21 protein-coding genes are annotated in these 18,149 nt (G+C 64.3%); 17 read left to right on the forward strand and 4 right to left on the reverse strand.

Annotated elements, in window-relative coordinates; translation table 11 throughout:
• Nucleotides 1–560: ribonuclease E/G (locus tag Q0105_RS06355; RefSeq protein ID WP_298209912.1), on the reverse strand; the 560-nt coding region annotated here is incomplete at its 3' end.
• A 599-nt stretch (nt 561–1,159) separates the two neighbouring features.
• Here Q0105_RS06355 and Q0105_RS06360 point away from each other — a divergent pair.
• Genes Q0105_RS06360 through Q0105_RS06375 form a run of 4 tightly spaced genes read left to right on the forward strand, consistent with a single transcriptional unit; the run spans nt 1,160 to nt 4,370 of the window.
• On the forward strand, nt 1,160–2,170 hold the full coding sequence (locus Q0105_RS06360) for an RluA family pseudouridine synthase (protein WP_298209915.1): 1,011 nt from the start codon (nt 1,160–1,162) through the stop codon (nt 2,168–2,170).
• Nucleotides 2,171–2,183: 13 nt separating this feature from the next.
• On the forward strand, nt 2,184–2,855 hold the full coding sequence (locus Q0105_RS06365; RefSeq protein ID WP_298209917.1) for an HAD-IA family hydrolase: 672 nt from the start codon (nt 2,184–2,186) through the stop codon (nt 2,853–2,855).
• Between the two features lie 30 nt (nt 2,856–2,885).
• Nucleotides 2,886–3,263 (forward strand): Rieske 2Fe-2S domain-containing protein, encoded by a 378-nt coding sequence (locus Q0105_RS06370; RefSeq protein ID WP_298209919.1) that lies wholly within the window; start codon nt 2,886–2,888, stop codon nt 3,261–3,263.
• A 60-nt stretch (nt 3,264–3,323) separates the two neighbouring features.
• A complete protein-coding gene (locus Q0105_RS06375) occupies nt 3,324–4,370 on the forward strand; it encodes a S49 family peptidase (RefSeq protein ID WP_298209921.1) in 1,047 nt (348 codons plus the stop codon).
• Nucleotides 4,371–4,519: 149 nt separating this feature from the next.
• Here Q0105_RS06375 and Q0105_RS06380 read toward each other — a convergent pair whose 3' ends face one another.
• From Q0105_RS06380 to Q0105_RS06390, 3 genes are all read right to left on the reverse strand, one after another.
• Nucleotides 4,520–5,626, reverse strand: a complete 1,107-nt coding sequence (locus tag Q0105_RS06380; RefSeq protein ID WP_298209923.1) for a hypothetical protein — start codon at nt 5,624–5,626, stop codon at nt 4,520–4,522.
• Nucleotides 5,627–5,706: 80 nt separating this feature from the next.
• Nucleotides 5,707–6,486, reverse strand: coding sequence for an SAM-dependent methyltransferase (locus Q0105_RS06385; protein ID WP_298209925.1), 780 nt, complete (start codon nt 6,484–6,486; stop codon nt 5,707–5,709).
• Complete coding sequence (locus tag Q0105_RS06390; protein ID WP_298209927.1) at nt 6,483–7,082, reverse strand: Maf family nucleotide pyrophosphatase; 600 nt, start codon at nt 7,080–7,082, stop codon at nt 6,483–6,485. Before Q0105_RS06390 ends, Q0105_RS06385 begins: the two co-directional genes overlap by 4 nt.
• 25 nt (nt 7,083–7,107) lie before the next feature.
• Here Q0105_RS06390 and Q0105_RS06395 point away from each other — a divergent pair, with 25 nt between their 5' ends.
• The 13 genes from Q0105_RS06395 to Q0105_RS06455 all read left to right on the forward strand — a co-directional run bounded on the left by Q0105_RS06395 (nt 7,108) and on the right by Q0105_RS06455 (nt 18,108).
• Nucleotides 7,108–7,659, forward strand: a complete 552-nt coding sequence (locus tag Q0105_RS06395; protein WP_298209929.1) for a YceD family protein — start codon at nt 7,108–7,110, stop codon at nt 7,657–7,659.
• 110 nt (nt 7,660–7,769) lie between these two features.
• Nucleotides 7,770–7,952: a 50S ribosomal protein L32 gene (rpmF, locus tag Q0105_RS06400; protein WP_005794249.1), complete on the forward strand. Its 183-nt coding sequence runs from the start codon at nt 7,770–7,772 to the stop codon at nt 7,950–7,952.
• Nucleotides 7,953–8,059: 107 nt separating this feature from the next.
• Nucleotides 8,060–9,121: a phosphate acyltransferase PlsX gene (gene plsX, locus Q0105_RS06405; protein ID WP_298209931.1), complete on the forward strand. Its 1,062-nt coding sequence runs from the start codon at nt 8,060–8,062 to the stop codon at nt 9,119–9,121.
• Nucleotides 9,121–10,098, forward strand: coding sequence for a beta-ketoacyl-ACP synthase III (locus Q0105_RS06410; protein ID WP_298209933.1), 978 nt, complete (start codon nt 9,121–9,123; stop codon nt 10,096–10,098). Before plsX ends, Q0105_RS06410 begins: the two co-directional genes overlap by 1 nt.
• Before the next feature lie 64 nt (nt 10,099–10,162).
• A complete protein-coding gene (fabD, locus tag Q0105_RS06415; protein WP_298209935.1) occupies nt 10,163–11,113 on the forward strand; it encodes an ACP S-malonyltransferase in 951 nt (316 codons plus the stop codon).
• Entirely contained in the window at nt 11,110–11,865 is a 756-nt protein-coding gene (gene fabG, locus Q0105_RS06420) for a 3-oxoacyl-ACP reductase FabG (protein WP_298209937.1), read from the forward strand. Before fabD ends, fabG begins: the two co-directional genes overlap by 4 nt.
• Before the next feature lie 103 nt (nt 11,866–11,968).
• Nucleotides 11,969–12,208, forward strand: coding sequence for an acyl carrier protein (acpP, locus tag Q0105_RS06425; protein ID WP_003058049.1), 240 nt, complete (start codon nt 11,969–11,971; stop codon nt 12,206–12,208).
• A gap of 52 nt (nt 12,209–12,260) precedes the next feature.
• A complete protein-coding gene (fabF, locus tag Q0105_RS06430) occupies nt 12,261–13,505 on the forward strand; it encodes a beta-ketoacyl-ACP synthase II (RefSeq protein ID WP_298209939.1) in 1,245 nt (414 codons plus the stop codon).
• Between the two features lie 69 nt (nt 13,506–13,574).
• Complete coding sequence (locus Q0105_RS06435) at nt 13,575–14,075, forward strand: hypothetical protein (RefSeq protein ID WP_298209941.1); 501 nt, start codon at nt 13,575–13,577, stop codon at nt 14,073–14,075.
• A 13-nt stretch (nt 14,076–14,088) separates the two neighbouring features.
• On the forward strand, nt 14,089–14,715 hold the full coding sequence (rpoE, locus tag Q0105_RS06440) for an RNA polymerase sigma factor RpoE (RefSeq protein WP_298209943.1): 627 nt from the start codon (nt 14,089–14,091) through the stop codon (nt 14,713–14,715).
• Between the two features lie 9 nt (nt 14,716–14,724).
• Nucleotides 14,725–15,393 (forward strand): sigma-E factor negative regulatory protein, encoded by a 669-nt coding sequence (locus Q0105_RS06445; RefSeq protein WP_298209945.1) that lies wholly within the window; start codon nt 14,725–14,727, stop codon nt 15,391–15,393.
• Nucleotides 15,394–15,438: 45 nt separating this feature from the next.
• The gene (locus Q0105_RS06450; protein WP_298209947.1) at nt 15,439–16,521 is read left to right on the forward strand and encodes a MucB/RseB C-terminal domain-containing protein; all 1,083 of its coding nucleotides are present in this window, start codon (nt 15,439–15,441) and stop codon (nt 16,519–16,521) included.
• Nucleotides 16,522–16,638: 117 nt separating this feature from the next.
• Nucleotides 16,639–18,108, forward strand: a complete 1,470-nt coding sequence (locus Q0105_RS06455; RefSeq protein ID WP_298209949.1) for a Do family serine endopeptidase — start codon at nt 16,639–16,641, stop codon at nt 18,106–18,108.
• Nucleotides 18,109–18,149 lie beyond the last annotated feature (41 nt).

Raw genomic sequence — 18,149 nt, forward strand, 5'->3', positions numbered from 1 at the left:
AGCAGGTAGTTCAGGTCCCACTGCAGCTCGGGCGCGGTGCGGCCAATGCCAGCGGTGCGCGCGATGATGGACATGCCGTTGGGGTATTCCAGCTGGTCCATCGCCTCCTTGAGCTCGGCGCGGTCCTCGCCCTCGATTCGGCGCGAAACGCCACCGCCACGGGGGTTGTTGGGCATCAGCACCACGTAGCGGCCGGCCAGCGAGACGAAGGTGGTCAGGGCCGCGCCCTTGTTGCCGCGTTCTTCCTTTTCGACCTGGACCAGCAGTTCCTGGCCTTCCTTGATCACTTCATTGATGCGCGCCTGGCCGGGCGAGACGCCGGGGGTGAAGTAGCTGCGCGAGATTTCCTTGAACGGCAGGAAGCCGTGGCGGTCTTCGCCGTAGTCCACAAAACAGGCTTCCAGCGAAGGCTCGACGCGCGTGACGACGGCCTTGTAGATGTTGCCCTTGCGCTGTTCGCGCCCCTCGATTTCGATTTCGTAGTCGAGGAGCTTTTGTCCGTCGACGATGGCCAGGCGCCGTTCTTCGGGCTGCGTGGCGTTGATGAGCATCCGCTTCATGATGCGATTCCTTCAGTGTTTCGCGGACAGCAGCGGGGCAACCCACCCCATCATCAGGGAGGGCTGCGCGGGCTGCTGCCCACAGTTTCCAAACCAATACAACAAGCTCTACAGGAGCTGTGAATGCCTGGACTGACGCATCGAAACGAAGGGAATTGCCGGGGATGCCAATGATCTGCCGCGCTCTAGCGCAGCATCGGGAGGCAGGGGCGCGTGGATGGGGGCGAGTGGTAGGAGTGCAGTTTTGCTATTAAATTAATAGCTGATTGCGCTTGCTGGCTGTGCGCTGAAGGCGATTTTGAGCGTGCAGCCGGAGGCCGTAGCCTCCGCCACAAGGTCATCATCCATGCCATCAACAACCACATGCTCGCTTTGATCCGCTGGCAGCTTGCTCCCGGGTAGGGTGCCATCTGCCAGCTTGGGGGATTCCGTATCAGTGTTTCAATCTGTCAGCCCGCCGCACGGCGTGCGGGCCACCACAGGCATCTGGCCTGCAATCTGCGCGCACGACGCCCGCTGGCATCGACCTTCCTGCGCCAGTGCAAGGGTTGTGTGGACTAAACTCCAGACAAATCAACCACTTACATAACAACGCGCAGGTGAAACACATTATAGGGGCCAAACCACCATCCGACCGCACCACGGCGGCAAGCCCTCCGGCGGCCCGCCTGGTCGAGGTCGACGAAGACTCTGCAGGCCAGCGGTTGGATAACTTTTTGATACGCCACCTGAAAGGCGTGCCCAAAACGCATGTCTACCGCATCATCCGCAGCGGCGAGGTGCGCATCAACAAGGGCCGCGCCAGCGCCGACACCCGTGTGGAGGCGGGCGACCAGGTGCGCCTGCCGCCCGTGCGCATTTCCGACAAGGTGGCCGAAAGGGCCGAGCGCCCGGCGCCCGCGCGCGAATTCCCCACCCTGCTCGAAGACGAACACCTGATCGCCATCGACAAGCCCGCTGGTGTGGCCGTGCATGGCGGCAGCGGGGTGAGTTTTGGCGTGATCGAACAATTGCGCCAGGCGCGGCCGGGCGCCAAGTTTCTGGAGTTGGTCCACCGGCTCGACCGCGAAACCTCGGGCATCCTGCTGGTGGCCAAGAAGCGGTCAGCGCTCACTCACTTGCAAGACCAGTTCCGTGAACGCGAGACAGGCAAGACCTATCTGGCGCTGGTTACCGGCACCTGGCCCGCCAACAAAAAGGTCATCGACCTGCCGCTGCACAAATACCTGCAGGCCGACGGCGAGCGCCGCGTGCGCGTGACCACGGCCGACGACCCGGACGGCATGCGCTCCATCACCCTGGTCAAGGTGCGCAGCACGGTGGCGGCCCGGCCGGAACAGGGCCTGCCCGCGATGTCCTTGCTGGAGGTGACCATCAAGACCGGCCGCACCCACCAGATCCGTGTGCACCTGGCGAGCCAGGGGCACGCGATTGTGGGTGACGACAAATATGGCGACTTCGACCTGAACAAGCGCCTGCAAAAGCAAGGGATGAAGCGCATGTTCCTGCATGCATGGCGGTTACAGTTCAACCACCCCGCCTCGGGCGAGCGGGTGGCGCTCCATGCCGAGCTGCCGCCCGATCTGGCCGATTTTGTTCCCATCGCCTGAGTGTTTTCCTCCAATGCGCCCCACGTCCCGCCCCCGCCGCTTCGACCTCATCGCCTTTGACTGGGATGGCACCCTGTTCGACTCCACCGCCATCATCGTGCGCTGCATCCAGGCGGCGGTGCGCGACGTGGGCGGCACCGTGCCCACCGACAAGGAGGCGGCCTACGTGATCGGCATGGGCCTCATGCAGGCCCTGGCCCATGCGGCCCCCGACGTGCCGCCCGAAAAGTACAACGAACTGGGCAACCGCTACCGCTTTCACTACATCCAGCACCAGGACGACCTGAGCCTGTTCGACGGCGTGTTGCCCATGCTCGACGAACTGCGCGAACGGGGCCACTTGCTGGCCGTGGCCACCGGCAAAAGCCGGCGCGGGCTGGATGACGCGCTGCACACGGTGGCGCTCAAAGGCGTGTTCGACGGCTCGCGCACCGCCGACCAGACCGCTGGCAAGCCCCACCCCCTGATGCTGCAAGAGCTGATGGCCGACTTCGACGTGGTGCCCGAGCGCCTGCTCATGGTGGGCGACACCACCCACGACCTGCAGATGGCCGTCAACGCCGGTTGCGCCAGCGTGGGCGTGAGCTACGGCGCCCACGAGCCCGATGCGTTCCATGTGCTCAAGCCCTTGCATGTGGCCCACTCGGTGCGCGAATTACACGACTGGCTGCTGCGCGAGGCCTGACGCCGCTTGCCCCGCGAATGCCCCATGACAATGGAAAACCTCCCAGAACAGTCGATTCCCCTGTGCAGCAGCGCCGACCTGGTCGATGGCGGCCTGGCGGTGGGGTTTGATGTGCATTACGCGGGCCAGGCCTGCCGGGCCTTTGCCATCCGCTACCGGGGCCTGCCCCATGCTTACCTGAACCGCTGCACCCACGTGCCGATGGAGATGGACTACCAGGAAGGCCGGTTTTTTGACGACACCGGCCAGTGGCTGCTGTGCGCCACCCACGGGGCGGCCTACCTGCCCCACACGGGCCAGTGCGCGGGCGGCCCGTGCCGGGGCGGGCTGGTGAAAATCGCCTTGTCGGAAAGCGATGGCATGGTGCACTGGCATACTGCCACCCATCTGCGGCCCGTAGAGTTCTAGAAACCCCAGGCTGATTTGATCGACTGACCGACGCCCGGCGCAGCGCCCAGGACGCATGACATGACAGACCCCCAGCAGCCCGGCTCTCCGGGTTATGACCCAAAAACAAATCCCGCGCCCGATCTGTGGGCGCAAGCAGCTACAAATTCAGGAGCAACCGTGAGCGATTCATCGCGTGAACCCGGCTGGGAACGTGCCACGCTGGAGAAGCTGGCCTTCGCCGCCCTCAATGAACAACGCAGCACCCGGCGCTGGAAGATCTTCTTTCGCCTGGCCTGGCTGGCGCTGATTGCCGCCATTGCCTTCGTGGCTTTGCGCCAGGCATCGCCTAGCGCCAGCGCGAGCGCCCCACACACGGCGGTGGTGGACATCAAGGGCGAGATCGCCAGCGGCGCCGAGGCGAGTGCCGAGTTCGTCGTGGCCGCCATGCGCAGCGCGCTGGAGGACGAAGGCTCGCAGGCGCTGGTGCTGCTCATCAACTCGCCGGGCGGCAGCCCGGTGCAGGCGGGCATCATCAACGACGAAATCATTCGCCTCAAGGCCAAACACGGCAAGCCGATCTACGCTGTGGTCGAGGAGACCTGCGCATCGGCCGCGTATTACATCGCCGCTGCCGCCGATGACATCTACGTGGACAAGGCCAGCATCGTGGGCAGCATCGGTGTGCTGATGGACGGCTTCGGCTTCACCGGCACCATGGAAAAGCTGGGCGTGGAGCGCCGCTTGCTCACCGCTGGCGAGAACAAGGGTTTTCTCGACCCCTTCAGCCCGCAGACCGAAAAGCAGCGCGCCTATGCGCAGACCATGCTCGACCAGATCCACCAGCAGTTCATCGCCGTGGTGAAGGCCGGGCGCGGCGATCGCCTCAAGACCACGCCCGACACCTTCAGCGGCCTGTTCTGGACCGGCCAGCAGGCCGTGGAGATGGGCCTGGCCGACAAGCTGGGCAACCTCGACTACGTGGCCCGCGAGGTGGTGAAGGCTGAAGACATCATTGACTACACCCGCCGCGACAACGTGGCCGAGCGTTTGGTCAAGCGCTTTGGCGCGGCCATGGGTGTGGGCGCGGTGAAGTCGCTGTCGGTGGCGGGGCCTCAGTTGCGCTGACGTCCTCCGGCCTGGCCTGCGGGCCATTCACAACAACCGATGCCCCGGGTGGAGATTCCTTCCGGGGCATTTTTGCGTATGGGCGTGTGTGGCGTGATGCGGCTGACCGCGGCGGCCCCCCGAGGGCTGGCAGGAGGGTGATTGATTCTCTAGCTGTCCAGCCCGCCAGCCCCGGCCTTGCGCTGGCGCGAGCCGTCTTCGAGGATGGTGTCGTCTGCCAGGAGCTTGCCCGTCTCGTCCCACTGCTTGCGAGCTGTGAGGCGCGCGCGTCCACGGGCCTCGGGTGCGGAATACTGTTCCTCTACGGCCAGCCGCCCGTTGTCATGAAAGGTCTGTTGGGTGCCCACGGGCCATTGATCGGCATTGAGCTGTTCGCGCCGCGCCAGCTTGCCATCGTCGCGGTACGTCTCGCGCTGCAGGCGCGCCTGCTCGCCGGTGCCGCTCCAGATGCTGCGTTCGCGCACCGATCCGTTCAAATACCAGCGCTCCACCTGCACTTCGCGGCCGTCGGTAAAACTGCGCTGCTCGATGAGCTGGCCTGACGCGCCATAGCGCTTGGTGCTGAGCAGCGGGCCGCGTGTATCGCGCAGCGTGCGTTCGTCCGGCGCAAAGATGCGTTCCTCGCGCAGCACGCTCTTGCCGCCCTCGGCGGTGAAGCTGCGGTGCACACGCCGCCCGTCCACCACAAGCTGCTGGGCGGAGACAACGCCATCGTTGGTCCATTCGGTCGCGCTCAGCAGGCGGCCCTGGTCGTAGCGCAGTTGTGCGGTCTTGGCGCCGTTTTCAGCGTAGAGCAGGGTGTCGGTGGCACCGTCAAAGCCGCAGAGCTTGCGGTCTTCGGGCAGCACGCTGGTGCGTGGGCAGCGCAGGCGTGTGGGTTGGCCCTTGCTGTTGGTTTCCATGGAGAACAGTTCCTGCCCATCGCCATGGAAGGACACGCGCTCCATGCGCCCCGTGGCGTCAAAGCGCCGCGCCGCGCCCTGAGTGCGGCCGTTGTCTGCGGTTTCCTCGCTCCGCACCTGGCCGTTGGGCCAGAACTCGGCCACCCGGCCGTGGCTGTTGCCGCGTTCGTTGACTGTGCGCTCGTGCTGCAGGCGGCCTTCGCGGTCGAACCTGCGCTCCAGGCCCACGAACTTGCCGCCGCGCAGTTCCTGCTCGCGCTGGAGGTGCCCGGTGTCTTCTTCGCGGCAGCGCACCAGCCCAGACTGGCCAGCGGTTTCGGCACCGTTGTTGGTATTGACGGATTTGCCATTCAATTCACAACGAATAATGGCCTCAGCGCTTGATCCATAAGCGCTTATTGCTATTAAAAATATAGCTAATGGGTGATTCATGATCAGCGGCCTAATGCAAAAACCACGGGCGTGCGGTTGTCTGGTGCTGCGGGCTGCTGGCGCCATTGGCGCACCAACTGGCTCTCTGTGCGCGCCTCGGGCAGCGTCAGCCCGCTGGCCAGCGCCAGGCGGGTGTGGGGCTGCAGCGTCTGCACCAGTGCCTGCCACAGGGCGGCGTTGCGGTAGGGGGTTTCGATGAAGAGCTGGGTCTGGCCTGTGCGCAGCGCGATGCTCTCCAGTTCCTTGATGCGCTGGGTGCGTTCCTGTGCGTCTTGCGGAAGGTAGCCCACGAAGGCGAAGTTCTGCCCGTTGAGGCCACTGGCCGCCAGGGCCAGCAGCAGCGATACCGGCCCCACCAGGGGCACCACGCGCAGGCCCAGGTCGTGCGCTGCGCGCACCACCGACGAGCCGGGGTCGGCCACGGCGGGCATGCCCGCCTCGCTCACCAGGCCGATGTGGTGGCCTACCAGCGCGGCCGCCAGCAGCGGACGTGCGTCGAATGGGGCCGAGCCTTTGTCGCCGTGGTCGCCTTTTTTGTGCACCTCGCGCGGCAGTTCGGTGATCTGCTGCTGCTGCAGGGGCGCGGCCAGGGGGTGCAGGGCGTCGATGCGCTTGAGGTAGGCGCGTGTGCTCTTAGCGTTCTCGCACACCCAATGCGTCAGGCGGGCGGCGGTTTGCAGCGTGCTGGTGGGCAGGGCGTCCTGCAGCGGGGCCTGTGTGTCGCAGCCGAAATCGAGGGGCGCGGGCACCAGGTACAGCGTGCCGAGGGTGACGGTGCTCATGGCAACACCAGGCCCGCTGCGCGCAGCATGCGGCAGGTGCGGATCAGTGGCAGGCCGATGAGGGCGGTGGGGTCGTCGCTGTGGATGGCGTCCAGCAGGGCGATGCCCAGGCCCTCGCTTTTGGCGCTGCCCGCGCAGTCGTAGGGCTGCTCTGCGCGCAGGTAGCGCTCGATTTCGGCGTCGGACAGATCGCGAAATAACACTTCTACGGGGGCCAGTTCCACTTGCTCGAAGCCGGTGGCGCGGCAGACCACGGCCACGGCGGTTTGGAAAATCACAGTCTGGCCGCGCATCTGGCGCAGTTGCTGCACCGCACGCTCATGGTGGCCTGGCTTGCCCAGCGGCTCGCCTGCAAGGTCGGCGACCTGGTCCGAGCCGATCACCACCGCTTCGGGGTGTTGCCGGGCCACGGCGTGCGCCTTGGCCAGCGCCAGCCGCAGGGCCAGTGCGCGGGGGGCTTCGCCGGGCAGCGGGGATTCGTCCACGTCGGGGGCGGCGACGTCAAAAGGCAGGTTCAGCCGCTGGAGCAATTCGCGCCGGTAACGCGAGGTGGAGCCCAATACCAGAGGGCGTTGCTGGGAGGGGGATTGAAGCATGCGCCGATTCTCTTACACTGCCGCCATGACCAAGGAATTCTCCCCGCAGCGCCTGGACGTGAAAGCCTTCGCTCAGGCGGGCGGACGGCTGTCGGGCCACGACTCGCTGCTCAAGTACAAACGCCTGGCGCAAGAGGCCAAGGGCCTGCACCCGGACCTCCTGGTGGACTGGGAAGCCACGGGCGAGATGCGCACGGCGCTTGGCGGCATGGGGCAGGTGTGGCTGCACCTCAAGGTGCGGGCCAGCTTCCCCATGGTGTGCCAGCGCTGCCTGACTCCCGTGGATGTGCCGCTGGAGGTGGACCGCGAGTTTCGTTTTGTGGCGGACGAGGCCACGGCCGAGGCACTGGATGACGATAGCGAGGAAGACCTGCTGGCCATGAGCCGCGAGTTCGACCTGCACGAGCTCATCGAAGACGAGCTGCTGATGGCCCTGCCCGTGGTGCCAAAGCATGACGAGTGCCCCACGGCCGTGCCGCTGGCTTCGTCGGATGACGATTTCGAGGAAGCCAACACCGAAAAGCCCAACCCCTTTGCCGCGCTGGCCGCGTTGCGCAAGGATGACAAGAAGAAGTGATTGGGTAGTCCAAAAATCATTTGGGTTATAATCGTGGGCTTCACGCGAATCCCATCGTGTCTTATGGGCTGATCGCGTTTTTACCAACCTATTCAAGATCAGGAGCCATCATGGCCGTTCAGCAAAACAAAAAGTCCCCTTCCAAGCGCGGCATGCACCGCTCGCACAATGCCCTGAACGTGCCAGGCATTGCTGTGGAACCCACCACCGGTGAAACGCACCTGCGTCACCACATCAGCCCCAACGGTTTCTACCGTGGCCGCCAGGTGCTGAAGAACAAGTCTGAAGCCTGACTTTCGCCCCATCCAAAGGCCCGTTGCTACGATAAATGTAGCGCGGGCCTTTGTTTTGACCGTCGTATTTATCTTTCGGCCTGTTTGGCCGGCCGGACAAGTCGCCCATGATCACACTGGCTGTTGACTGCATGGGGGGCGACCACGGCCCCCGCGTCACGCTCGCGGCGTGCCGCCAGTTTCTCGAACACCACCCTGATGCCCGCTTGCTGCTCGTCGGCCTAGCGGGTGAGTTGCAATCGTTCTCCCACGACCGCGCCACCATCGTTCCCGCCTCCGAAGTGGTGGCCATGGACGACCCGGTGGAGGTGGCTTTGCGCAAGAAGAAGGATTCTTCGATGCGTGTGGCCATTCAGCAGGTCAAGGACGGCGCCGCGTCGGCTGCTGTCTCTGCCGGTAACACCGGCGCGCTGATGGCGATTGCCCGCTATCTCCTCAAGACGCTGGAGGGCATCGACCGCCCGGCCATCGCCACCCAATTGCCCAATGCCACAGGCGGCGCCACCACGGTGCTGGACCTGGGTGCCAATGTGGACTGCTCGGCGGAGCACCTGCTGCAGTTCGCCGTGATGGGCTCTGCCCTGGTGTCGGCCCTTCAGGAGACGGGTGAGGGCGGCGAGCCCACCGTCGGTTTGCTCAATATTGGTGAAGAAGTCATCAAAGGCAGCGAAGTCATCAAAAAAGCGGGTGAACTGTTGCGATCTGCGGCCAGTTCTGGCGATTTGAATTTCTTTGGCAATGTCGAAGGCAATGACATTTTCAAAGGCACCGTGGACATCGTGGTGTGTGACGGATTTGTGGGCAATGTGGCACTGAAGGCCAGCGAAGGTGTCGCTGCAATGATTGTTGGCACGCTCAAGGCTGAGTTCTCACGCAACATCTTCACCAAAATGGCGGCGATCGTTGCCTATCCGATCCTAAAAGCGCTCATGAAGCGCATGGATTACCGCCGTTACAACGGCGCGGCACTTCTGGGCCTGCGCGGGCTGGTGTTCAAGAGCCATGGGTCGGCGGATGCCGTGGCGTTCGAGCAGGCTTTGAACCGGGCGTATGATGCAGCCCGCAACAACCTGCTCGACCGTGTCCGGACCCGGATTGCGCATGCGGCGCCTCTCCTGGTGCCTGCAGATGCCCAGCCCCAGCCTGGCGTTGCGGCGACGACACATTGATGAGACGCTACTCCCGCATTACCGGCACCGGCAGCTATTTGCCCCCTCGCCGGTTGACCAACGCTGATCTGGTGGCCGAACTGGGCCAGCGCGGCATCGAGACTTCCGACGACTGGATTGTGGAGCGCACGGGCATCCGGGCACGCCACTTTGCGGCCCCCGACGTGGCCGCCAGCGACCTGGGCGTGGAGGCTGCGCGCAATGCCTTGCAGGCGGCTGGCTTGCTGCCGACGGACATCGACCTGATCATCGTGGCCACGTCCACGCCGGACATGGTGTTTCCTTCGGTGGCCTGCATTCTGCAAAACAAGCTCGGGGCCAATGGCTGCCCGGCGTTTGATGTGCAGGCGGTATGCAGCGGCTTTGTGTATGCGCTGTCGGTGGCCGATGCGATGATCCAGACGGGGGCGGCCAACCGCGCGTTGGTGATCGGCGCAGAGGTTTTCAGCCGCATCCTGGACTTCAACGACCGCACCACCTGCGTGCTGTTTGGTGATGGCGCTGGCGCCGTGGTGCTGGAAGCGTCCGAAACCCCCGGCATCCTGTCGAGCGACCTCCATGCCGACGGCAAGCACGTGGGTATCCTGTGTGTGCCCGGCAACGTGGCGGGCGGCCAGGTGCTGGGCGATCCGCTCCTCAAGATGGACGGCCAGGCCGTCTTCAAGTTGGCTGTGGGGGTGCTGGAGAAGGCCGCCCATGCCGCCCTGGCCAAGGCCGGGCTGACCGAGGCGGACATCGACTGGCTGATTCCGCACCAGGCCAACATCCGCATCATGCAGGGCACGGCCCGCAAGCTGAAGATGTCCATGGACAAGGTGGTGGTCACCGTGGACCAGCATGGCAACACGTCGGCGGCATCTATCCCCCTGGCGCTCGACCATGCGGTGCGCTCCGGTCAGGTCCAAAAAGGCGAGACCCTGCTGCTGGAAGGCGTGGGCGGTGGCTTCACCTGGGGTGCGGCGCTCCTGAAGTTATAGCTGCTTGCGCTTGATAGATAAGCGCTAGGGCGATATTTCGATCAAATTTCTGGATGATGAATTCATGACGTCTTTTGCATTTGTCTTTCCCGGCCAGGGATCGCAGTCCGTGGGCATGCTCGACGGTTGGGGTGACCACCCCGTGGTGGCGCAGACCCTGCAGGAAGCCTCGGATGCCCTGGGTGAAGACGTAGGCCTGCTGATCAAGCAAGGCCCCAAGGAGGCGCTGGCCCTGACCACCAACACCCAGCCGGTGATGTTGGTGGCCGGAGTGGCCGCCTGGCGCGTCTGGCGTGCCGAAGGTGGCGCCGCCCCGGTGGCGGTGGCTGGCCACTCGCTCGGTGAATATTCGGCCCTGGTGGCTGCGGGTGTACTGACACTGGCGCAGGCCGCGCCGCTGGTGCGCCTGCGCGCTGCGGCCATGCAAGAGGCAGTGCCTGTGGGCACGGGCGCCATGGCGGCCATCCTGGGCATGGACGCCGCCAAGGTCATCGCAGGCTGCGCCGAGGCCGTGGCTTCGTTTGGCCCCGGCACGGCCGAGGTGGTCGAGGCCGTCAACTTCAACGACCCCATCCAGACCGTGATCGCCGGGACCAAGGCCGGGGTGGACAAGGCCTGCGAAATGCTCAAGGCCGCGGGCGCCAAACGCGCCCTGCCATTGCCGGTGTCGGCGCCTTTCCACTCCAGCCTGATGAAGCCCGCCGCCGAAAAGCTGCGCGTGGCCTTGGCCGACGTGGCGCTGGCGGCGCCCCAGATTCCGGTGCTGAACAACGTGGACGTGGCCGTGCAGCAGGATGCCGACGCCATCCGCGATGCGCTGTACCGCCAGGCCTTTGGCCCGGTGCGCTGGGTGGAGTGCGTGCACGCGCTGAAAGGCCGTGGAGTCACCCATATTGTTGAATGTGGCCCCGGCAAGGTGCTGGCGGGCCTGACCAAGCGCATCGACCCCGAACTGGTCGGCGCTGCATTGTTTGATCCGGCCACGCTGGCCGAAACCCGGGAGTTGTTGGCATGACGCAATCTTCATCGGCCGCGCAGACGGCGCAAGTGGCGCTGGTCACCGGCGCATCGCGCGGCATTGGCGCGGCGATCGCCCTGGAACTGGCGACGCGCGGCTACCAGGTGGTGGGCACTGCCACCACGGACGAAGGCGCCGAGCGCATCAGCCAGGCCTTGTCGGCCTACCCTGGCTGCCGGGGCGCCAACCTGAACGTGAACGACGCTGCGGCGGTCGAGGCGCTGATGGACGCCATCGTCAAACAGCAAGGCGGCCTGCATGTGGTGGTGAACAATGCGGGCATCACCCGCGATACCCTGGCCATGCGCATGAAGGACGAAGACTGGGATGCGGTGCTGGACACCAACCTCAAGGCCGTGTTCCGCGTGAGCCGCGCCGCGATCCGTCCGATGATGAAGCAGCGCTATGGGCGCATCATCAGCATCACCAGCGTGGTGGGTGCATCGGGCAATCCGGGCCAGGCCAACTATGCGGCGGCCAAGGCGGGTGTGGCGGGCATGACGCGCGCGCTGGCGCGCGAGCTGGGCAGCCGCAGTATCACCGTGAACTGCGTGGCGCCGGGTTTCATTGAGACCGACATGACCTCCGGGCTACCCGAAGACCAGCAAAAAGCGCTCAATGCGCAGATCCCATTGGGCCACATGGGCAAGCCCGAAGACATCGCACATGCGGTGGCTTATCTGGCTTCGCGCGAGGCAGGCTATGTGACGGGGCAGGAGTTGCACGTCAATGGCGGCATGTACATGTAATTGTTGAAAGATAACGCCGGTTCATCCGGACGGCGGGTTGCTGAGGGGATTCTCCTTAAGCAGCTAGAATCGCGGATTCATTCACAACCCCCAGAGGGAAACCATGAGCGATATCGAAGCACGCGTCAAAAAAATCATTGCCGAACAACTCGGTGTGGAAGAGTCCCAAGTCACCAATGAAAAAGCCTTCGTGGCAGACCTCGGTGCCGACTCGCTCGACACGGTGGAACTGGTGATGGCTCTGGAAGACGAATTCGGCATCGAGATCCCGGACGAAGACGCCGAGAAGATCACCACGGTGCAAAACGCCATCGACTACGCCAACACCCACCAGAAGGCCTGAGCGGCGCCCTGCGCCTGACTCAAGCGATTTCCAAGCAGAAGGTTTTTTACGCATGAGCCGTCGTCGCGTTGTCGTGACCGGCCTGGGTTGCGTCAGCCCCGTGGGTAACACGGTGGCCGAATCCTGGGCCAACATCCTTGCCGGAAAGTCCGGTATTGATCTCATCACCAAGTTCGATGCGTCGAACTTCGCCTGCAAGATCGCAGGAGAGGTCAAAGGCCTGGACCTGGAGTCGTACATCAGCGCCAAGGATGCGCGCGCGATGGATACCTTCATCCATTTCGGCATTGCCGCCGCCGCGCAGGCTGTGCAGGATGCGGGTCTGCCCACGGGCGAGGCGCTCAGCGAAGAGTTCGCCACGCGCATCGCCTGCGTGATCGGCTCTGGCATCGGCGGTCTCCCGCTGATCGAAAACACCCATGCGGAACTGGTGAGCCGTGGACCACGGCGCATCACGCCGTTTTTTGTGCCTGCGTCCATCATCAACATGGTGGCGGGCCATGTGTCCATGCGTTTCGGCTTCAAGGGGCCGAACCTTGCTGTCGTGACCGCCTGTACCACGGGCTTGCACTGCATTGGCGAGGCGGGCCGCATGATCGAATACGGCGATGCGGACGTGGTGGTGGCTGGTGGTACGGAATCCACCGTCTCGCCTTTGGGCATTGGTGGCTTTGCGGCCATGCGCGCCCTGTCCACCCGCAACGACGACCCCCAAACCGCCTCGCGCCCCTGGGACAAAGACCGTGACGGTTTTGTGCTGGGCGAAGGTGCTGGCGTGATGGTGCTCGAAGAGTACGAACACGCCAAGGCCCGTGGCGCCAAGATTTATGCCGAGCTCAGTGGCTTTGGCATGAGCGCGGATGCCGGCCACATGACGGCACCCAACATGGACGGCCCGCGCCGTGCCATGCTCAGCGCCTTGCGCAACGCGGGTATCAATGCCGACCAGGTCGATTACCTGAATGCCCACGGCACATCCACCCCGTTGGGTGACCTCAACGAGACCAATGCGATCAAGGCGGCCCTGGGCGAGCACGCTTACAAGACTGTGGTCAGTTCCACCAAATCCATGACGGGCCATTTGCTCGGTGGCGCCGGTGGCATCGAGAGCGTGTTCACCGTGCTGGCCTTGCACGAGCAGAAGGCGCCGCCCACCATCAACCTGTTCAACCAGGACCCGGAGTGCGATCTGGACTACTGCGCCAACACGGCGCGTGACATGAAGATCGATGTGGCTGTCAAAAACAACTTTGGTTTTGGCGGCACCAACGGGACGCTGGTTTTCAAGCGCGTCTGATCCCGCTGACCGCACTGTTTCCTTTGCGGCCCGTCCTGTTGGCCTTCTTGGTCGGGATGTTGTGATCCGATGACCCGGCTTGCACGGCGCCCGCCTGCGGTGCAGTACCTTCTGCGGCGCAGCCGTGCCCTGGGCGTGGTTTTGGTCAGTCTTTTGCTGGCGGGGGCTGGTGTGTTGGTGGCCTGGGTGGCTTGGGGCGTGAGATCCCCTGGGGTTGCCGGGGTTGCTGCAGCTTGCCTGTGGTTGGCCGCTGCGGCATGCGCATTGCACTTCTGGCTGCGGCAGTTTGTGGGTGTGTTGCGCTGGGATGGGCAGGGCTGGGTGCTGGAAGGTGGCCCCAAGGGGCAACTATTCTGGGCACTTTCCCGTCCGCCAGAAGTCATTCTCGACCTGCAATCCCATCTTTGGGTGTGTGTATTCCCCCTGGGGCAGCATCGCACTTGGCTTTGGCTGCAGCGTTCAAGCCAGCCCGAGCGCTGGATGGACATGCGCCGTGCGGTATATTCGCGCGCCAAACCGGGCGCTGACAACGCTGACGACACCGCCCCGGCCAGCAGCCGTGGGGTGTGAATCCTGAGTATCCATGACTGTAATTTCGCCTTCCCCTTCCGAAGACAGCGATCTCCAATTGGTGGAGCGCACGGTGGCGGGCGATCAGCGCGCCTATGAATTACTGGTCATCAAGTACCAGCGCCGCATCGAGCGCCTGATCGGGCGCATGGTGCGTGACACCGATCTCGTCCAGGACATCGCCCAGGAGACCTTCATCCGGGCCTACCGGGCGCTCCATCAGTTCCGGGGCGACGCGCAGTTCTACACCTGGCTGTACCGCATTGCCGTCAATACCGCCAAAAAAGCGCTGATGGACATGAAGCGCAATCCGGTCATTTCAGAGAACGCGTTCCGGGGCAGTGAAGACGAGGATGAAACTTCCAGGCTCGGACATGAACTAACCAGCGACGAGACCCCCGAAACCGTGCTGGCCGCCCGTGAGATCGCGCAGGTCGTGAACGCGGCGATGGAAGCGTTGCCTGACGATTTGCGCCAGGCGGTGACGCTGCGCGAGATCGAGGGTCTGAGTTACGAAGAGATCGCGACCGCCATGGGGTGCCCCATCGGTACGGTGCGGTCGCGGATCTTTCGGGCGCGCGAAGCCATATCAGCCAAGGTGCGCCCCTTGCTTGAAAACCAGTCGGGCAAACGGTGGTGAGGTGATGAAATGAACAAGGCTGCAACAGGTATCAACGGATTGGCAGGTGACCCCATGGCGAATGATGTGAACCATCGAGAGCGATTGTCCGCCCTGGCCGACGGCCAGCTTGAGGGCGAGGAACTCGCGGCTGCGCTGGCTTTTGCCTGCGAGGATGAAGACGGGGGCAAGACCTGGCAGCTTTATCACCTGGTGGGTGATGTGCTGCGTTCCACGGACCTGGCCCAGCCTGCCCATCCTGCGTTCATGTCCCGCTTGCGTGAGCAACTGGCCCAGGAGGCGCCGCCGGAGCGCCCCACCGTTCCAGTGCAAGTGGCAGTGGTTGCTGCGCAGATGCCAGAGGCCGCCAATGCATCCGTCTTCCGCTGGAAGATGGTGGCCGGATTTGCATCGCTGGCTGCCGTGGCGGCCATCGGCTGGACATCTCTTGCCAGCCTGCAGGGCGCCGGGCCGTCGGGTGTTGGCGCTGGCGCACAACTGGCCGCAGCGCCCGAACGCGCCCCCGCCCAGCGGGCGCCCGTTGTTGCGGTGGCCGATGCCGATGGGCAGCAGGTCATGATCCGCGACCCCCGCCTGGATGAATTGCTGGCGGCCCACAAGCAGTTTGGCAGCACGTCGGCATTGCAGATGCCTGCGGGCTTCCTGCGCAATGCAACGTTTGAAGGCCCCAGCCGCTGAGTGGAAGATGGGGATGATGCCCGTTTCTGGCATTGAGATCGCGTGATGAACACATTGGGTTTGGGGGGCGTAGCCGGAATCCTTTGTCATCGACGGCTCATTGCCGTGCTGATGGCCGCCGTGTGTGGTTTGGGTGCTTCCCTGGCCATGGGAGCGCCGCCGGGTGGCGCCGCTTCTACGGCTTCATCGTCTGCCGAGGTGGTTTCCGCGCCCGCTGAGCGTGATGTGGCGCAGTGGGTCGAGCGCATGCACAGTGCGCCTTGCAGGCGGTCGTATGCAGGGGTGTTCGTGGTGATGTCCGCCAATGGGGCGATGTCCAGCTCGAAGATCTGGCACGCTTGCGATGGACAGCAGCAGGTGGAGCGGGTGGAGTCCCTCAGCGGCACGCCGCGCACCGTGTTCCGGCGCAATGACGAGGTGCGCACTTTCCTGCCGCAGGCACGCATTGTGCGCACGGACCGCCGCGATGCTGCGGGGCTTTTCCCCCGCGTCCCCTTGGTGAGCGGTACATCCATTGCCCAGTTCTACGGTGCCCATCTGGCGGGGCAGGAGCGGGTGGCGGGGTTCGTGGCCGATGTTGTGTTGTTCAAGCCGCTGGACACGCTGCGATTTGGCTACCGCCTGTGGGTCGAGCGTGAAACGGGACTGGTGGTGAAGCTGCAAACGCTGGCATCGGACGGCCGGGTGCTGGAGCAGGCGGCTTTTTCCGAACTCGATCTGAATGCGCCGGTGCGGGTGGAGCAACTCGCCCGCTTGATGGAGGCCACGGCTGGCTACAAGATGGTGGCCCCGGCGGTGGAGAAGACAAATGCTCAGGCCGAAGGCTGGACGCTGCGCCAGCCGGTGGCGGGGTTTGTTCCGGTCAGTTGCCACCGGCGGGCGGTGTCGGCGGCGGAGGATGCGCAAAGCGTTTTGCAGTGCCTCTATTCCGATGGCCTGGCGTCCGTGTCGCTGTTTCTGGAATCCTTTGATCCGCAGCGCCACCCGGCGCAGACCCAGGTCTCCGGCATGGGGGCCACACAGTTGCTGGCCCAGCGCGTACCGCCAGACGCCTGGCTCACGGCGGTGGGTGAGGTGCCGCTGCAGACGCTGCGCCTCTTTGCGGGGCAGTTGGAGCGCCCGCGCTGAGAAGGCGGGGGTGGCGCAGAAACTCGCGCGCTGCTGTGGGAACCAATTGACGGCACACTCTTCACAGTTACACACAGTTGATTGACAGCGTTCGACACAATTCACGAAAGGTCGATGATGCCGAAGTTTGATGGGAATAAGCTGCGCTCCATAGCGTTGGCGTGCATGTTTACCGGGGTTGCCAGCGTCATGGTCGTACCCCACGCGGTGTCGGCCCAGCCTGCGGCAGCCGTCCGTGGCTTGCCGGACTTCACGGACCTGGTGGACCAGGTGGGCCCCTCGGTGGTCAATATCCGCACGGTCGAAAAAGCCGCAGGCCGCTCCAATGCCAATGGCATGGACGAAGAGATGCTGGAGTTCTTTCGCCGGTTTGGCGTGCCCATCCCCAACCTGCCTCGCCAGCAGCGCCCCCAAAGGCCGCAGCAGGAAGAAGAACCACAACCACGCGGCGTCGGCTCCGGGTTCATCCTGACGGCAGACGGTTTTGTCATGACCAACGCCCATGTGGTGGACGGTGCTGACGAAGTCATCGTCACACTGCCGGACAAGCGCGAGTTCAAAGCCAAGATCGTTGGCGCGGACAAGCGCACCGATGTGGCAGTGGTCAAGATCGAAGCCACGGGCCTGCCTGCCGTGAAGGTGGGCGACGTGGGCCGCCTGCGCGTGGGTGAATGGGTGATGGCAATCGGCTCGCCCTTTGGGTTGGAGAACACGGTTACGGCAGGCATCGTGAGCGCCAAGCAGCGCGACACGGGCGACTACCTGCCTTTCATCCAGACGGACGTGGCTATCAACCCCGGCAATTCGGGTGGCCCGCTCATCAACATGCGCGGCGAGGTGGTGGGCATCAACAGCCAGATCTACTCCCGCTCGGGCGGCTTCATGGGCATCTCGTTTGCCATCCCCATGGACGAAGCGATGCGAGTGAGCGAGCAGTTGCGCGCATCGGGGCGCGTGACGCGCGGCCGCATCGGCGTACAAATCGGTGCGGTCACCAAGGATGTGGCGGAATCGATTGGCCTGGGCAAGGCGCTGGGCGCGTTGGTGACGGGCGTGGAGGGCGGGTCGCCTGCCGACAAGGCGGGCGTGGAGGCCGGCGACATCATCACGCGTTTTGACGGTAAACCCATCGAGAAAGTGGCAGACCTGCCGCGCCTGGTGGGCAACACCAAGCCGGGCAGCAAGAGCACGGTGACCGTGTTCCGCCGCGGCACCTCGCGCGACCTGGGCATCACCATCGCAGAGATCGAGCCGGACAAGCCAGCGACCAAAGTAGCCGAGCGGGAAGAAAAGCCCAAAGTCTCGGCTGCAGGGCAGCAGGTCGGTTTGTCTGTGACGGAGCTGACGGAAGCGCAGAAGAAGGAGTTCAAGGTCAAGGGCGGGGTGCTGGTGGCTGCCGCCACCGAGGCAGCGGCCCGTGCGGGGCTGCGTGAAGGGGACATCATCCTGTCCATTGCCAACACCGAGATCACAGGCGTGAAGGATTTCGAGTCTGTGCTGGCCAAGGCAGACAAGAGCAAGTCCATCAACGTGCTGTACCGGCGCGGAGAGTGGGCGCAGTACGCGCTGATCCGTTCAAGCCGCTGAAGACGCGGTTGTTCTGTGCCAAGGGGATGGGCCGCCAAGTG

The organism is Acidovorax sp. (genome assembly GCF_027492855.1).
Taxonomy (GTDB): domain Bacteria; phylum Pseudomonadota; class Gammaproteobacteria; order Burkholderiales; family Burkholderiaceae_C; genus Acidovorax.

Excerpts from the sequence above, each read along its gene's own strand:
- Q0105_RS06365 (WP_298209917.1), top strand. The coding sequence starts at position 2,184 with ATGCGCCCCACGTCCCGCCCCCGCCGCTTCGACCTCATCGCCTTTGAC.
- Q0105_RS06370 (WP_298209919.1), top strand. The coding sequence starts at position 2,886 with ATGGAAAACCTCCCAGAACAGTCGATTCCCCTGTGCAGCAGCGCCGAC.
- Q0105_RS06375 (WP_298209921.1), top strand. The coding sequence starts at position 3,324 with ATGACAGACCCCCAGCAGCCCGGCTCTCCGGGTTATGACCCAAAAACA.
- Q0105_RS06385 (WP_298209925.1), bottom strand. The coding sequence starts at position 6,486 with ATGAGCACCGTCACCCTCGGCACGCTGTACCTGGTGCCCGCGCCCCTC.
- Q0105_RS06390 (WP_298209927.1), bottom strand. The coding sequence starts at position 7,082 with ATGCTTCAATCCCCCTCCCAGCAACGCCCTCTGGTATTGGGCTCCACC.
- Q0105_RS06395 (WP_298209929.1), top strand. The coding sequence starts at position 7,108 with ATGACCAAGGAATTCTCCCCGCAGCGCCTGGACGTGAAAGCCTTCGCT.
- rpmF (WP_005794249.1), top strand. The coding sequence starts at position 7,770 with ATGGCCGTTCAGCAAAACAAAAAGTCCCCTTCCAAGCGCGGCATGCAC.
- plsX (WP_298209931.1), top strand. The coding sequence starts at position 8,060 with ATGATCACACTGGCTGTTGACTGCATGGGGGGCGACCACGGCCCCCGC.
- Q0105_RS06410 (WP_298209933.1), top strand. The coding sequence starts at position 9,121 with ATGAGACGCTACTCCCGCATTACCGGCACCGGCAGCTATTTGCCCCCT.
- fabD (WP_298209935.1), top strand. The coding sequence starts at position 10,163 with ATGACGTCTTTTGCATTTGTCTTTCCCGGCCAGGGATCGCAGTCCGTG.
- fabG (WP_298209937.1), top strand. The coding sequence starts at position 11,110 with ATGACGCAATCTTCATCGGCCGCGCAGACGGCGCAAGTGGCGCTGGTC.
- acpP (WP_003058049.1), top strand. The coding sequence starts at position 11,969 with ATGAGCGATATCGAAGCACGCGTCAAAAAAATCATTGCCGAACAACTC.
- fabF (WP_298209939.1), top strand. The coding sequence starts at position 12,261 with ATGAGCCGTCGTCGCGTTGTCGTGACCGGCCTGGGTTGCGTCAGCCCC.
- Q0105_RS06435 (WP_298209941.1), top strand. The coding sequence starts at position 13,575 with ATGACCCGGCTTGCACGGCGCCCGCCTGCGGTGCAGTACCTTCTGCGG.
- rpoE (WP_298209943.1), top strand. The coding sequence starts at position 14,089 with ATGACTGTAATTTCGCCTTCCCCTTCCGAAGACAGCGATCTCCAATTG.
- Q0105_RS06445 (WP_298209945.1), top strand. The coding sequence starts at position 14,725 with ATGAACAAGGCTGCAACAGGTATCAACGGATTGGCAGGTGACCCCATG.
- Q0105_RS06450 (WP_298209947.1), top strand. The coding sequence starts at position 15,439 with ATGAACACATTGGGTTTGGGGGGCGTAGCCGGAATCCTTTGTCATCGA.
- Q0105_RS06455 (WP_298209949.1), top strand. The coding sequence starts at position 16,639 with ATGCCGAAGTTTGATGGGAATAAGCTGCGCTCCATAGCGTTGGCGTGC.